Annotated in this window: 12 protein-coding genes and 3 pseudogenes; 13 read left to right on the top strand and 2 right to left on the bottom strand. The window is 56.5% G+C overall.

Annotated elements, in window-relative coordinates; genetic code table 11:
* Nucleotides 1–39 precede the first annotated feature (39 nt).
* Genes BST95_RS08640 through BST95_RS08650 form a run of 3 tightly spaced genes read left to right on the top strand, consistent with a single transcriptional unit; the run spans nucleotide 40 to nucleotide 4,441 of the window.
* Nucleotides 40–1,995, top strand: a complete 1,956-nt coding sequence (locus BST95_RS08640; RefSeq protein WP_084198924.1) for a sulfotransferase — start codon at nucleotides 40–42, stop codon at nucleotides 1,993–1,995.
* 32 nt (nucleotides 1,996–2,027) lie between these two features.
* Nucleotides 2,028–3,281, top strand: coding sequence for an AmpG family muropeptide MFS transporter (locus BST95_RS08645; RefSeq protein ID WP_066058239.1), 1,254 nt, complete (start codon nucleotides 2,028–2,030; stop codon nucleotides 3,279–3,281).
* Nucleotides 3,278–4,441 (top strand): hypothetical protein, encoded by a 1,164-nt coding sequence (locus BST95_RS08650; protein ID WP_084198925.1) that lies wholly within the window; start codon nucleotides 3,278–3,280, stop codon nucleotides 4,439–4,441. The genes BST95_RS08645 and BST95_RS08650 overlap by 4 nt, the downstream gene beginning before the upstream one ends.
* Here BST95_RS08650 and BST95_RS08655 read toward each other — a convergent pair.
* Nucleotides 4,419–4,814 (bottom strand): MGMT family protein, encoded by a 396-nt coding sequence (locus BST95_RS08655; RefSeq protein ID WP_338073415.1) that lies wholly within the window; start codon nucleotides 4,812–4,814, stop codon nucleotides 4,419–4,421. The two genes, BST95_RS08650 and BST95_RS08655, sit on opposite strands and share 23 nt — an antisense overlap.
* 89 nt (nucleotides 4,815–4,903) lie before the next feature.
* Here BST95_RS08655 and BST95_RS08660 point away from each other — a divergent pair, with 89 nt between their 5' ends.
* The 5 genes and pseudogenes from BST95_RS08660 to BST95_RS08680 all read left to right on the top strand — a co-directional run bounded on the left by BST95_RS08660 (nucleotide 4,904) and on the right by BST95_RS08680 (nucleotide 9,471).
* Nucleotides 4,904–5,815, top strand: a complete 912-nt coding sequence (locus tag BST95_RS08660) for a DUF481 domain-containing protein (RefSeq protein ID WP_169843889.1) — start codon at nucleotides 4,904–4,906, stop codon at nucleotides 5,813–5,815.
* A gap of 56 nt (nucleotides 5,816–5,871) precedes the next feature.
* On the top strand, nucleotides 5,872–6,297 hold the full coding sequence (locus tag BST95_RS08665; RefSeq protein WP_084198927.1) for an FxsA family protein: 426 nt from the start codon (nucleotides 5,872–5,874) through the stop codon (nucleotides 6,295–6,297).
* Nucleotides 6,298–6,494: 197 nt separating this feature from the next.
* Nucleotides 6,495–6,784: pseudogene (locus BST95_RS08670) on the top strand (co-chaperone GroES).
* 50 nt (nucleotides 6,785–6,834) lie between these two features.
* Nucleotides 6,835–8,481 carry a chaperonin GroEL gene (groL, locus tag BST95_RS08675; protein ID WP_084198928.1) on the top strand — a complete coding sequence of 549 codons (1,647 nt, stop codon included), beginning with the start codon at nucleotides 6,835–6,837 and terminating at the stop codon, nucleotides 8,479–8,481.
* 288 nt (nucleotides 8,482–8,769) lie between these two features.
* A complete protein-coding gene (locus BST95_RS08680; protein ID WP_084198929.1) occupies nucleotides 8,770–9,471 on the top strand; it encodes a crotonase/enoyl-CoA hydratase family protein in 702 nt (233 codons plus the stop codon).
* A 92-nt stretch (nucleotides 9,472–9,563) separates the two neighbouring features.
* Here BST95_RS08680 and BST95_RS08685 read toward each other — a convergent pair whose 3' ends face one another.
* The gene (locus BST95_RS08685) at nucleotides 9,564–10,145 is read right to left on the bottom strand and encodes a Fe-Mn family superoxide dismutase (protein WP_084198930.1); all 582 of its coding nucleotides are present in this window, start codon (nucleotides 10,143–10,145) and stop codon (nucleotides 9,564–9,566) included.
* A gap of 145 nt (nucleotides 10,146–10,290) precedes the next feature.
* Between BST95_RS08685 and BST95_RS08690 the strand changes: the two genes are divergently transcribed.
* From BST95_RS08690 to BST95_RS08710, 5 genes and pseudogenes are all read left to right on the top strand, one after another.
* Nucleotides 10,291–10,911, top strand: a complete 621-nt coding sequence (locus tag BST95_RS08690; RefSeq protein WP_066058262.1) for an antitermination protein NusG — start codon at nucleotides 10,291–10,293, stop codon at nucleotides 10,909–10,911.
* Nucleotides 10,912–11,034: 123 nt separating this feature from the next.
* Entirely contained in the window at nucleotides 11,035–11,784 is a 750-nt protein-coding gene (gene pyrH / locus BST95_RS08695) for a UMP kinase (protein ID WP_066058265.1), read from the top strand.
* A gap of 2 nt (nucleotides 11,785–11,786) precedes the next feature.
* A pseudogene (frr, locus tag BST95_RS08700) lies at nucleotides 11,787–12,343 on the top strand (ribosome recycling factor).
* A 23-nt stretch (nucleotides 12,344–12,366) separates the two neighbouring features.
* On the top strand, nucleotides 12,367–13,146 hold the full coding sequence (uppS, locus tag BST95_RS08705) for a polyprenyl diphosphate synthase (protein WP_084198931.1): 780 nt from the start codon (nucleotides 12,367–12,369) through the stop codon (nucleotides 13,144–13,146).
* A 25-nt stretch (nucleotides 13,147–13,171) separates the two neighbouring features.
* Nucleotides 13,172–13,974: pseudogene (locus tag BST95_RS08710) on the top strand (phosphatidate cytidylyltransferase).
* The last annotated feature ends 2 nt before the right edge of the window (nucleotides 13,975–13,976 follow it).

A 13,976-nucleotide genomic window follows, 5' to 3' on the forward strand; every position in this document is an offset into this window, starting at 1 on the left:
CGAGAACCCGGTGCTTAATCCGGGTTATAGAGAGGAAGAATGAAGAAGAAGTTGTACGTGCATATCGGCATGGGTAAGACCGGTACCACGGCATTGCAGAATTTCTTCTGGGATAACCGCAAGGCTCTCAAGGAGCTGGATATCTGCTACCCGCGTCAGGGCATTATGTCCAACGCGCACCACCTGCTGTCACCGCATATCCCCCGTTTCCTCGAAGACCAGTGGAATTTCCAGACGGTGGAAGAGTGGGCGCCTAAGCTCGCCGACTGCGCCGAGGGAAATGTGTTGCTCTCTTCGGAGCTTATGGCCTGGGCTGAGGAATCCAAAGCTCGCCGTTTCTGTGCACAGGTGTCAGCCTGGTTTGATGTGCACGTGGTGGTATACCTGCGCCGACAGGACAACATCATCATGGCCAGCTACAACCAGCAGATTAAGGCCGGGCCGCAGAAACGTCGCATCGATCTGATTTACCGGAAACAGCAGGAACGCTTCGACTACCTGAAAGTGCTGGCCCCCTGGGCTGATTCCCTGGAACCTGGCAAATTGATTGTGCGCCCTTATGAGCGTGAACAGTTCCACAAAGGGGATATCCGCCGCGATTTCATGTACCACGTGTTTCGTCAGGACATCGCCGAGGATAATTTCAGCCTGAAAGGCGGCAACTCTAACCCGCGTCTTTCACTGGCCGCAGGCGAGTACAAGCGGATGATTAATACGCTGGTGACTGACTCCAAGAAGAATGGGCGCTTTAATCAGTTGCTCATGCAGTTCTCGGCTGAAAAAGACCAATCTTCCACCAGTTATTTTGCCAGTCAGTCATTATTGTCACCGGCTCAGCGCCGTGAAATCCTCGATGCCAGTGCGCATGCCAATGAAGTGATTGCCCGAGATTACTTCGGGCGGGCCGACGGCAAGCTGTTTTACGAGGAAGAGCCTGCTGGCGATGAGCCCTGGGAGGGGATCGACTTGTCGCGGGCTGATGCGCAGGAGATTACCACTTATATCAAAGGTCAGGATGCCAAGTTAATGCGGCATCTGGCGGACAAGATTAACGCGCACAAGGATGACCTGGCCTATCAGATCAGACATTCCGCCCGGTTCCTGTCCCACAGTGTATTGGCAGCTGGTGAGGCGGTACCGGTTTACCGCATCGCGCGGGAAGACGCTGCGCCTGTTGTTATCGGCGGTCTCGGCGGCAGTGGTACTCGACTGGTTGTGACATTGCTGCGCCGCATGGGTGTGCATTTTGGCGGCGAGCTTAATGATTCGCTGGATAATCTCTGGTTCACCCTGCTGTTTTTGCGTCGCTCGCTATTGCTGAAATCGGATGACGAAGTCGAGAAGTTGAGCTGGATTTTTGCCAATGCCATGCGCCACGGCGTGGAACTTTCCGAAGAGCTGCGTGTTCTTCTTGACGAGGCCACAGCGCTTGACCGGGCGCCGGTCGTGCCGGCAGAGCATTTGCAGCGCGCCCGCGATTCGCTGTTACACAGTCCAACCCACGATCGTCGCCACGAGCACTGGGGCTGGAAGGAGCCGAATTCACACATCATGCTGCCGCAGCTGGATCGCTGCTTCCAGGACATGAAATACGTTTTCGTGGTGCGCAATGGTCTGGATATGGCCTTTAGTAACAACCAGAACCAGCTCAAGTATTTCTGGGGTGAGCTGATGCTCGATCAGAAGCTTGAGCCTGGCCCGGCGGCTGCGTTGCGTTATTGGGTGGCGAGCCACAAGAGGATGCAGGGCTTCCGCAAGCGTCTGGGGCACCGTCTTCATTTTCTCAGTTTTGATCGCCTGTGCGCCGATCCCGAGGGAGAACTGGAAGCGCTGCGGGAATTTGCGGCGATTCAGATCAGTAAAAAAGACATGGCCGACATTGCCGCGTCGGTGCGTGCCCCTGCAACCGCAGGCCGTTTCCGTGATCAGGACCTGTCGCAGTTTGACCCTGCCGATATCGAATTTGTCCGTCAGATGGGTTTCGATGTCGATTGACTATCGGCCCCTGAGGCACCGGGAGGGTTGCAGTGAGTAACCCCGCAACGCCCTGGCGCGAGGCGATTTTTAATCGCCGCATGCTGATTTGTATCTTTACCGGCTTTGCCTCAGGCCTGCCGCTGTATGTACTGATTCAGCTGGTGCCGGCCTGGTTGCGCGAGGGGGGAGTGTCCCTCACCGAGATCGGCTTCTTCGCGCTCATTCTTATGCCTTACAACTGGAAGTTCTTGTGGGCGCCATTCCTGGACCGCTGGGAATTGCCTCTGCTGGGGCGCCGTCGCGGCTGGTTACTGCTCTTTCAGCTCGGCCTACTGCTGTCGATCGGGCTACTTGGCTGGTTCCAGCCCGGTTCTCAGACCGCCACGATTGCATGGGCAGCGCTGATCGTCGCGTTTTTCGGAGCCAGCCAGGACGTTGTCATTGATGCTTATCGTCGCGAAATCCTGCCGGATGAGGAACTCGGGCTAGGTAACTCTATTCATGTTCAGGCCTACAGGCTGTCCGGCCTGATTCCGGGGTCGCTGTCACTGATTCTGGCCGACATTCTGCCCTGGGAGTCAGTATTCTGGATTACCGCCGGATTCATGCTGGCGGGCATTGGCATGACGTTGTGTGTTGCTGAACCTGAAACGGAGCGCCCTCCGGCGATGGGACTGTATGGCTCTGTGGTGGCGCCGTTTAAGGAGTATCTGCAGCGCAAGGGCTGGCAGGCTTTGTTGCTTATTCTGTGCTTTATGTTCCTGTATAAGCTCGGCGATAACATGGCGACGGCGTTATCCACCCCGTTTTATCTGGACCTCGGTTTCACCAAGACCGAAATAGGTCTTGTTGCCAAGAATGCGGCACTTTGGCCGGCGATCATCGGCGGACTGCTCGGTGGCGGGCTGATGATTAAGCTCGGTATTAATCGCGCCCTGTGGTTGTTCGGCGTCGTTCAGGTGGTCAGCATTCTGGGCTTCGCCGTGCTGGCGGCCAGCGGGGCCAAGCTCTGGTTGCTGGCATTGGTGATTGGTTTTGAGTATCTGGGGGTCGGCCTGGGTACGGCGGCTTTTACTGCCTTTATTGCCCGGGAAACCTCCAAGATGTACGCAGCGACCCAGTTCGCCTTGTTTACCGCGCTGGCTGCATTGCCGCGCACGTTTGCTAATGCCAGTACCGGATGGATTGTCGAGCAGATCGGCTGGGTAGAATTTTTTGTGCTATGTGCCGTGCTGGCTCTGCCGGGCATGCTACTCCTGTTCTGGGTGGCCCCCTGGCGCAGCGATGAGAGTGTCAGATCGTGAAGCGTCTGGTGATTCACGCCGGCATGGCTAAAACTGGTACCACGACCATTCAGGAATCCCTGGGCGAGATGGCCTCTGAGCTGCGCTCAGCCAATGTGGTTTACCCGGGCTGGCGGCCCTACAACCACTCATATGAACTGGCAGCCCTGTTTCGCCGTAACCCCAAGGTCGGGTTCTATTATCGCCAATTTGCCCCTCCGTCAGATGAGGCCTGGGAAGAAGAGCGAGAGCGATTGCTAGAACAATGGCGCGCGTTCTTTACCTCCTTCGACGAGGGTACGGCAATTGTCTCCGCAGAGGGGCTAGAGCAATTTTTTGTCGATGAGTTGCGTGCGTTTCTGGATTTCGCCGAACCGTTCTTCGACGAATGTGTCGCGGTTATCTATGTGCGTCATCCGCTGACGTCTATCAAGAGTCGTTGGGAGCAGGCAGTCAAGCAGCTCGATGCGCTGTCATCAGGCGAAGCGCTGTTGCAGGATTGCAAGCGCCGTACGCGTTTTGCCGCCGTGCGACGCTGGGCAAACGCGATTGGCGAGGACAGGCTGAAAGTGCGGGCATTTGACCCCGATCAGTTTGTGGGTGGCAACCCTGTCGATGATTTTTTACATTCGATCGACCTGGGGTATCTGACGCTGCCAATAGCAACTGAGCGCGCCAGCAATACGTCGCTGGGTTTCAACGGCACTTCACTCTTATTGCAGCTTAACGGCCAGTACCCCCTCTATCTGGATGGGGTTTATAACCCGGAGCGGGGTATGGCCCAGCATCAGGAACTACTGCATCGCCTGATGCGGGAAATCGAAGATACGCCGTTATCCATCGATGTGAAGTTCAATGATGAAGAAGCGGCTGCAATCAATCACGAAATTGCACTGGTTAATCAGTTCTTGCCCGGTGATGCGCAGTTTGCACAGGTACAGGCCAGTGATGGTGAATCGGATGTGCCTGAGCCGGACAAGGTTGCACCGCGCTATGTTGCCGCGCTGGTCAATGGCCTGCTGGGCTTGTTAGAGCGGGAAAAGGCCGACCGACAGCATCTTGCGCGAGAGGTGAAGCGGCTATCGACCGAGATGTTGGCACGGGAGGGTGAGCTTGCGGCCTTGCGTGAACTGTATCCGGAAGACGACGAGGTTGCAGCTAGTCCCAACGATAACGATTAAGATCGATAGATTTATTGGCCTTGAAGCCCACACCCTCTGCCTCCAGTCTTTCCCTTTGGGTATACTGCGATGCAGAACCTTCTGGAAGTGAAATGCGCCCCTGCGAGTTAACTACCCGGTGCCAAGGAATAAGGGTGTCCTCAGGGAGTCCCTTAAGCGCTCTGCCGACCCGCCGTGCGGCGCCTGGCAGTCCTGACTTGTGAGCCACATCGCCGTAGGTCGACACCTTGCCTTCGGGAATGAGTAATACGACCTGCCAGATGCGTTCATTGATATCAGTGTTCAACCGTGCGACCCGCACCACGAGAAAACAGATAATCCATGCACCATAAAATTCTCCGGATCGGCTCTGCAATGTCTTCGACTCGATCAATCCTGCTGCTGTTGGCAGTGCTTTTTACATCCCACAATGCATTAGCTGATCGCATATATTTCACTGATGGAGAGTCTATCACCGGCGTTATGGTCGGCATAGATGACGGCAAAGTGAGTTGGACGTCGGCGATACTCGGCGATTTACAAATTGAACTTCGCCACGTGGATTTCATAGAGAGCGGCGACCACTTCGACCTCAAGCTGACAGGCGAGGAACTCCACAATTGCTGGATGTTCGTGAAGCTGGATGAGCAGCATTTGCATTGTGATGAGGGTGTGCGGCCCTTATTGGACTGGAAGCTCGTGGTGGGGGCAGGGGAAACGCTGATGGATCCTCAGCCACTGTTGCAGCAGAAGGGCTCGGTTGCGCTGGCGCTTGAGGACTCATCTGGCAACAGCGATATCACCAAGTATGACGTCAATGCACGCAGTGAATTCCGGTTGTTGGACTCCCGTCATACCCTGGCGCTGCGCTATCAGGACGAAAGCGCCGATGGAGAGAAAACCCGTGAGTCCTGGCTGGGCAGCTACCAGTACGACCAATTTTTCACCGACCAGTGGTTTGTCACCGGGAACGGATTTTATGAGACCGATGAATTCAGGGAGCTGGATGAACGTTATTCCGTTGGTATGGGGATGGGATATCAGTTCCTGGAAACCGTTTATTTTGATCTGCTTGGCAAGGGGACGGTGAACTACGTAAACGAGGATTTCGCCACCGGCGAATCCCGCAGCCGTCCGGCATTCCTGTGGAATCTGGACTTTGCCTGGCGTATCGATGGGGGCGGGGTAGAAATGTTCCACCGCCACGCCTTGCTGCAGTCTTTTGAAGAGGGTACGGATTACGAGGTGAATACCCTCACCGGCTTCAAGTATCCAATTAGCGGCCAGCTCAGCTCGGTGGTGCAATTGGAATACAACTACGACAATCTGCCTGCAGAAGAGGCTATCGAAAAGGTCGACCGCAAATGGTCTGTGGGCGTCAACTACGCGTTTTAGAGACCTTGCAAATTCGTAGAGTGCCCCCATAGTTTCTCAGCGAGAGAGAGGACACAATGCGACTATTTTTTCTGCTTCTGCCATGGCTGGAGCTTTTCACATTAATACAGCTGGGGATTGAAACTTCCGCGCTCACGGCTATTTTTTACGTGCTCGCCACGCTGGTGCTTGGAATGGCTATTTTGCGCCGTCAGGGCATGCAATTGTTCCAGCAGCTGCGCGAAGCCCAGCAGGGGGCGGTCCTTGGTCCGCGGTTACTGGTGGATGATATGGCGATGGGCCTGGCGGGCATTCTGATTGCCGTTCCCGGCATATTGACCGATATTGCCGCCCTGGTGGTGATGATTGGCCCCTTGCGCCGGCGTGTGGCCCGTTTTTTTGGCGCTCCCGAGCCAGAACCCTACCGGCCCCAGTATGATCAGTCTGCCGACTCCGTTATCGAGGGGCAATTTCGCCGTGTCGATGACGATATGAGGCCATAAGGTATTGAAAATAAGGGTATAAATTTACTTTCAGGCCTTTCTGTCCAGCCCCTTGACCCCGCCGTAACTCGCACTAGAATTAGCACTCTCTTAAAAAGAGTGCTAACCGCCCCTTGAAATGCTCCGGGGCGGCCCCATGAACCTAGCAGCGCCCCGCTGAGGGCTCTCATAACATTGTCACTAGGAGAAACAGACAAATGAGTATCCGTCCCCTGTACGACCGCGTGGTCGTTCGTCGCAACGCAGAGGAAGAAACCAGTGCAGGTGGCATTCTGCTGCCCGGTTCCGCCAAGGAAAAGCCCAATCAGGGCGAGATCGTTGCAGTTGGTGAAGGCAAGGTCCTGGATAACGGCGAAGTACGCCCCTGGCCGTAAAAATTGGCGATACCGTGGTCTTCGGCCAGTACGCCGGCAGCAACACCATCGAAATCGACGGTGAAGAACTGATCATCATGGGTGAGAGCGAGATCTTCGCTGTGGTCGAATAAGACCCGCCCGAATAGAACACGACCAGATTAAGTTTTAAGGAATTTAGACGATGTCAGCAAAAGACGTATTTTTTGGCGACGACGCTCGCTCTCGCATGCTCAACGGCGTGAACACACTCGCCAACGCCGTTAAGGCAACTCTCGGCCCCAAGGGTCGCAACGTAATCCTCGACAAAGCCTTTGGCGCTCCTACCGTCACTAAAGACGGTGTATCTGTTGCCAAGGAAATCGAACTGGAAGACAAGTTCGAAAACATGGGCGCGCAGATGGTGAAGGAAGTTGCTTCCCAGGCTTCTGACGTGGCTGGTGACGGTACTACTACTGCCACAGTACTGGCTCAGTCCATCGTCAACGAAGGCTTGAAGTCTGTTGCCGCTGGTATGAACCCGATGGACCTCAAGCGCGGTATCGACAAGGCTGTTGCGGCTGCCGTTGAGAAGATCCTGGAAGCTTCCATTGCCTGTGAAGATTCCAAGGCGATTGCCCAGGTAGGCACTATCTCTGCTAACTCCGACGCCCAGGTAGGTGACATCATCGCCGAAGCCATGGACAAGGTTGGCAAAGAAGGCGTTATCACTGTTGAAGAAGGTTCCGGCCTCGAAAACGAGCTGGACGTGGTTGAAGGTATGCAGTTTGACCGAGGTTACCTGTCTCCCTACTTCATCAACAACCAGGACAGCATGAGCGTCGAATCCGAAGCGCCCTTCATCCTGCTGGTAGACAAGAAGATCTCCAACATCCGCGAACTGCTGCCCCTGCTGGAGCAGGTTGCCAAGGCTTCCAAGCCGCTGGTCATCATCGCCGAAGATGTTGAAGGCGAAGCCCTGGCCACCCTGGTTGTGAACAACATGCGCGGCATTGTTAAAGTTGCTGCCTGTAAGGCACCTGGATTCGGTGACCGTCGTAAGGCCATGCTGCAGGATATCGCTATCCTGACCGGCGGTACTGTGATCTCTGAAGAAGTGGGCCTGGACCTCGAGTCCGCCACTCTGGAACACCTGGGCACCGCCAAGCGCGTAACCATGGACAAAGACAACAGCACTATCATCGACGGTGCTGGTGAAGCTGCTGCTATCCAGGCGCGTGTGGGCGAGATCCGCACCCAGATCGAAAACACTTCTTCCGACTACGATCGTGAGAAGCTGCAGGAGCGCGTTGCCAAGCTGGCTGGCGGTGTTGCAGTCATCAAGGTTGGCGCCGCCACCGAGATCGAAATGAAAGAGAAGAAAGCCCGCGTTGAAGACGCCCTGCACGCGACCCGCGCTGCGGTGGAAGAGGGTGTTGTTGCCGGCGGTGGTGTTGCCCTGGTGCGCGCTGTTGCGGCTATCAAAGGTCTGGAAGGCGACAATGAAGACCAGAACCACGGCATTGCAGCTGCGCTGCGCGCCATGGAAGGTCCTCTGCGCCAGATCGTCGGCAACGCTGGTGACGAAGCCTCTGTGGTACTGGACAAGGTCAGCAATGGCGAAGGCAACTTCGGCTACAACGCTGGCACTGGCGAGTACGGCGACATGATCGAGATGGGTATTCTCGACCCCGCTAAGGTAACCCGCACTGCGCTGCAGGCCGCTGGTTCCGTGGCTGGTCTGATGATCACCACCGAGGTAATGGTTGCCGATGCACCTCAGGATGCGGCTGCGGCGGCACCTGCCATGCCAGACATGGGCGGCATGGGCGGCATGGGCGGCATGATGTAAGCCCAGCCTCTCAGGCAAACCCAAAAAGCCCGGCCCAGTGCCGGGCTTTTTCGTTTTTTGGGGGGGACATTTTTTGGGGACAGACCACAATTGTTTGGGGATCGACCGCGCTGTAGGGGACAGACCACATTTATTTGGGGAGAGAACAAGGTACGACCCGGGGAGTGCGGTCGGTCCCCTAATAAATGTGGTCTGTCCCCGAATGCTGGCCCGGTTTTGGTGGCCTTTGCCGCCGGTTTGCACTACGGTATACGCCCTCAGAACAGAACAATCCCTCCAGAGGTATCCATGTCACAAATCGTCACCTTCACCGAAGAAGAAAAGTACTGCCTGATCCAGATGGATGACGGCAAGGCCAATGCCATTTCATTTGTGATGCTCGAGCAGCTTGGTGCTGCGTTCGATCAGGCTGAAGCCGCGGGCAAGGTCGTTGTCCTTGCGGGGCGCGCTGGCAAGTTTTCGGCGGGCTTCGATCTCTCCGTTATGGGGCAGGGTGGCGATGCGATGATGGATCTCGTTACCCGTGGTGGCGATCTGGCCCGGCGTATGCTGACCTTCCCAACCCCGGTAGTGCTGGCCGTTACCGGCCATGCCCTGGCCATGGGTGCGATTATGCTGATGTCGGCCGATTACCGTATTGGAGCCTCAGGGCCCTTTAAGCTGGGTCTGAATGAGGTAGCTATCGGTATGACGCTGCCTTACTTCGGGGTAGAGATTGCCCGGGCCAAGCTTGCCCCGGCGCATTTTGATCGGGCCGTTAACTGTGGCGTATTGTACAACGCTGACGGTGGTGTAGCGGCGGGCTACGTGGATGAAGCCGTTGATGTGGACGGTGTGATGGCGCGTGCTGTTGCTGTGGCAGAACAGTTGTCTGGCATTAATATGGCTGCGCACAAGGCCACCAAGGAACGCGTTCGCGCGCCGCTGTTTGCCGCGCTTGAGCAGGCACAGCAGTTGGATGCGGAGAGCCTCAAGGCACTGATGGCCTGAGTATTTTCCCGCCAGGGGAAATCACTGATTCATAAAAAAGGCCCTGCACCGGGATCGGTGCAGGGCCTTTTCTGTTGTTTCGCGATGCGAAATCAGGCGAAGTTCGCGTTGACGAATTCCCAGTTAACCAGCGCCCAGAAGGCTGCCATGTACTTGGGGCGCGCATTGCGATAGTCGATGTAGTAGGCGTGCTCCCACAGATCGACTGTCAGCAGCGGTGTCACGCCTTCTTCAGTCAGCGGGGTAGCAGCATTGGAAGTGTTAACGATGGCCACGGAGCCGTCTGCATTTTTGACCAGCCAGGTCCAGGAAGAGCCGAAGTTGTTGATGGCGCTTTCGGTGAAGGCTGTCTTGAACGCGTCGAAAGATCCGAAGGCTGCATCGATGGCTGCAGCGATATCGTCGGTGGCTTCGCCGCCGCCATTGGGGCTCAGGCAGTTCCAGTAAAAGCTGTGGTTCCAGATCTGGGCCGCGTTGTTGAAGACGCCGCCTTCAGAGGTTTTTACGACTTCTTCGAGAGTTTTGCCTTCCAGGCCATTGGCTGCGGCCAGGCCATTCAGTTTGTCGACGTAAGTCTGGTGGTGTTTGCCGTAGTGGAATTCCAGCGTCTCGGCGGAGATGTGGGGCTCGAGCGCATCTTTGGCGTAGGGCAGGGCAGGCAGTTCAAAGGCCATGAGCAGTGTCCTCAATGTCGGTAGTGGTGGATGTACAACAGGAAAACCCCTACGAAGCGTAGGGGCTAGAAATCGCGCCTTTCGCGGCGCCGGCGCAAGTGTATAATCAACGGGCGACCACAACAATTAAAAAGGGGGGTATCGCATGATTCTCGAGTTTATTTTCCGCTGGGCCCACGTGCTGTTTGGCATTACGTGGATCGGCCTGCTCTATTACTTCAACTTCGTACAGACAGAATACTTCAAGGAAGCCGAGGCAGACGCCAAGGCCGATGCCGTAAAGAAACTGGCTCCGCGCGCGTTGTGGTGGTTCCGTTGGGGCGCCATGTTCACGTTCCTTACCGGTCTGGTACTGCTGCACCTGGTCGGTGCATCAACCAACCTCAAAGGTATGCCGGTGATCTGGATTGGCTCCCTGGCGGGTATCCTGATGTTCCTGAACGTATGGCTCATCATCTGGCCTAACCAGCAGATTGTTATTGGCCTGAAAGAAGGCGACGGCCCTGCAGCGGCTGCGAAGGCTGGCCTGGCATCACGCACCAATACGCTGTTTTCTGGCCCCATGCTGTTCGGTATGCTCGGTTCCAAGCACCTGTACATTGCCGATATCAGCATGGCCGGTGTCGGCGCGTGCGCGGCGATTATTCTGGCGCTCGAAGCCAACGCCCTGTTCGGTAAAACTGGCCCGATGACCTCAGTGAAAGGTGTCATTCACTGCAGTGTCGCACTGACGGCTGTTATCTGGGCGTTGCTGGCTTTCCTGTAAGCACCAGGCAGTTCCTGAGAAGCCCGTTCGCGGGCTTCTTTTCGTTTGAATTTGCCGAAATTGTCGCTGGGGTGCCGGGCCTTGTTCCTGTAAGATAGCGTCCCAGTTCAGGAGAGGTGAGATATGCCCCAGATGACTGGTGAAAAGAAGTACAAGCGCATTCTGCTCAAGTTGAGCGGCGAGGCGCTGACCGGCAGTGAAGCTTTTGGCATTGACCCCAAAGTGCTCGACCAGATGGCGCTGGAAATCGGCCAGTTGGTTGGTATTGGTGTGCAGGTGGGCCTGGTAGTAGGTGGCGGTAATCTGTTCCGCGGCGCCGCGCTGCAGACAGCGGGTCTGGACCGGGTCACCGGTGACCATATGGGCATGCTGGCCACGGTGATGAATGCACTGGCACTGCGCGACGCGCTGGAACGCTCCAACATCTCAACCCAGGTCATGTCTGCGATTCCCATGAGTGGCGTGGTAGATCACTATGATCGCCGCAAGGCCATTCGAGCGTTGAATAACGGTGATGTGGTTATTTTTTCAGCAGGCACCGGTAACCCCTTCTTTACCACAGATTCGTCGGCCTGCCTTAGAGGCATCGAGGTCGATGCGGAGCTGGTGCTCAAGGCGACCAAGGTCGATGGCGTGTACTCGGCCGACCCCATGAAAGTGGCGGATGCCGTTAAGTATGATCGCCTCACTTACGATGAGGTGCTGGACAAAAAACTTGAGGTGATGGACCTCACCGCAATTTGCCTGTGTCGGGATCACGATATGCCGGTGCGGGTATTCGAAATGGAGAAGCAGGGCGCCCTGCTCAATATCGTCCGCGGTGGCGATGACGGTACTTTGATTGAACAATCGGCGCCACAGGAGGAATCATAAACGTGATCGACGATATTAAATCTGAAGCTGGAGAGCGCATGGGAAAAAGCCTCGACGCGCTGAATCACAATTTCAACAAAATCCGCACAGGCCGTGCGCACCCCAGCCTGCTTGATGGCCTGAAGGTAGAGTATTACGGTTCCGATACCCCCTGAATCAGGTGGCTAACGTGAACGTGGAAGATGCACGCACCCTGTCTCTGACTGCCTGGGACAAGACTATGATCCCGGCCATTGAAAAAGCGATTATGAAGTCCGACCTCGGCCTGAACCCGGCGACGGCAGGCGAGGTGATTCGTATCCCGATGCCGATGCTGACCGAGGAAACCCGCAAGGGCTATATTCGCCAGGCGCGCCAGGAGGCGGAGTCTGCTCGCGTCTCTATTCGCAATGCCCGTCGCGATGCCAATGGCATGCTCAAGGACCTCGTCAAGGAAAAGGAAATTTCTGAGGACGATGAGCGTCGCGGTCAGGATGAGGTGCAAAAGCTCACCGACGGCTTCGTTGCCAAAGTTGAAAAAATGTTGGCTGAGAAAGAAGCCGACCTCATGGAGATCTAGGGCCCTTAGCCCTGGTCTCAGCCATGTCTGAATCCAATTCGCGGGGCGAAACTGACAGTCGCGAAACCGTTGTGCCACGGCATGTTGCCATCATCATGGATGGCAACAATCGCTGGGCAAAGCGCAACGGCGTTCCCGGCCCAGCCGGCCATCGCGCCGGCGTAGAAGCAGTCCGCAATATTCTCCGAGCCTGCCGTAACCACGGCGTTGAAGTGCTCACCCTATTTGCTTTCAGCAGTGAAAACTGGGGTCGTCCGCTGCCCGAGGTGCGGGCATTGCTGGCCCTGTTGTCGCGCTATTTGCGCAGTGAAGTGCGCGAACTGCACAAGGACGGTATTCGCCTGCGGTTTATTGGCGAGCGCTCGCGATTCAGTGGCCGCCTGCAGCGCTTGATGCAGCAGTCTGAACATCTCACTGCTGGCAATACCGAGGCCACTGTCGTGATTGCGGTAGATTACGGCGGCCAGTGGGACATCGCCCAGGTAGCGCAAAAGCTGGCCCGCCAGGCCCAATTGGGAGAGCTTGACCCCGACAGCATCGACGCTCAGATGATTGATCGGAATATCTCTATTGCCGACCTGCCGCGCCCCGACCTTTGCATACGCACCGGGGGCGATGCTCGTATCAGTAATTTCATGCTGTGGCATTTCGCTTACAGTGAGCTGTATTTCACGAACACTCTGTGGCCTGATTTTGGCGAACTGGAATTCGCCCGGGCGCTGGCTGACTATAGCCGCCGCGAACGGCGTTTCGGGCTGCGTGATCCCGATGGCCTGGTGGCAGGAGCAGATCTCGATGCTTAAGCAGCGCATTATTACTGCGCTGATAATGGCGGGCCTCTTTCTCGCCGCTATCGCCTTTCTCTCGGTCCCTGCTCTGGCGTTGGCGATTGCCCTGATTGTGCTCGCCGGCGGTTGGGAATGGTCGCGTCTGGCCGGCTGGGAAAGTGCCCCTGCCAGAGGCCTGTTTGTAGCAGTGCTGGGCAGCGTACTGGGTGTTATCTACGTAACATGCGGCTTGGGTCAAAACCCGGCTCGTGAACAGGTTCAGCCGATTCTTGGTCTGGCGACCCTGTGGTGGTCATTTGCCCTGTTGTGGATTAAGTCCTACCCGGGAAGTGCGGTGCTCTGGAGTAACCGGTGGATGCGCTCCCTGATCGGGTTGCTGGTGCTTGCGCCGGCCTGGACAGCGGCGATCTACCTGCTGAGCTTCTCTCAGGGAGGCCTGTTGTTGATTTCCATGGTGGTCATCGTTGTGGCAGCGGATGTCGGTGCGTATTTCAGCGGGAAGTCCCTGGGCAAACACAAGCTGGCGCCGGCGGTCAGCCCGCGAAAACCTGGGAGGGTTTCTGGGGTGGTGAGATTGCCGCTGCTGCGGTCGGTGTTGCGTTGTGGTTTTTCCTGCCCGCCCAGGGCGCACATATTTCCCTGCTGGCCGTGCTGGCCATTGTAGTGGCGACCAGTATTGCCTCAGTCGTGGGTGACCTGACCGTCAGCATGGTCAAACGCGAAAGTGGCTGCAAAGACAGCGGTAGCCTGCTGCCGGGTCACGGTGGTTTCCTCGACCGTCTCGACAGTCTCTGTGGAGCCGCACCGGTATTTACCCTGGGTCTGGTTCTGGCGGGCTGGTGACG

This window comes from Halioglobus japonicus (assembly GCF_001983995.1).
Classification (GTDB): Bacteria; Pseudomonadota; Gammaproteobacteria; order Pseudomonadales; family Halieaceae; genus Halioglobus; species Halioglobus japonicus.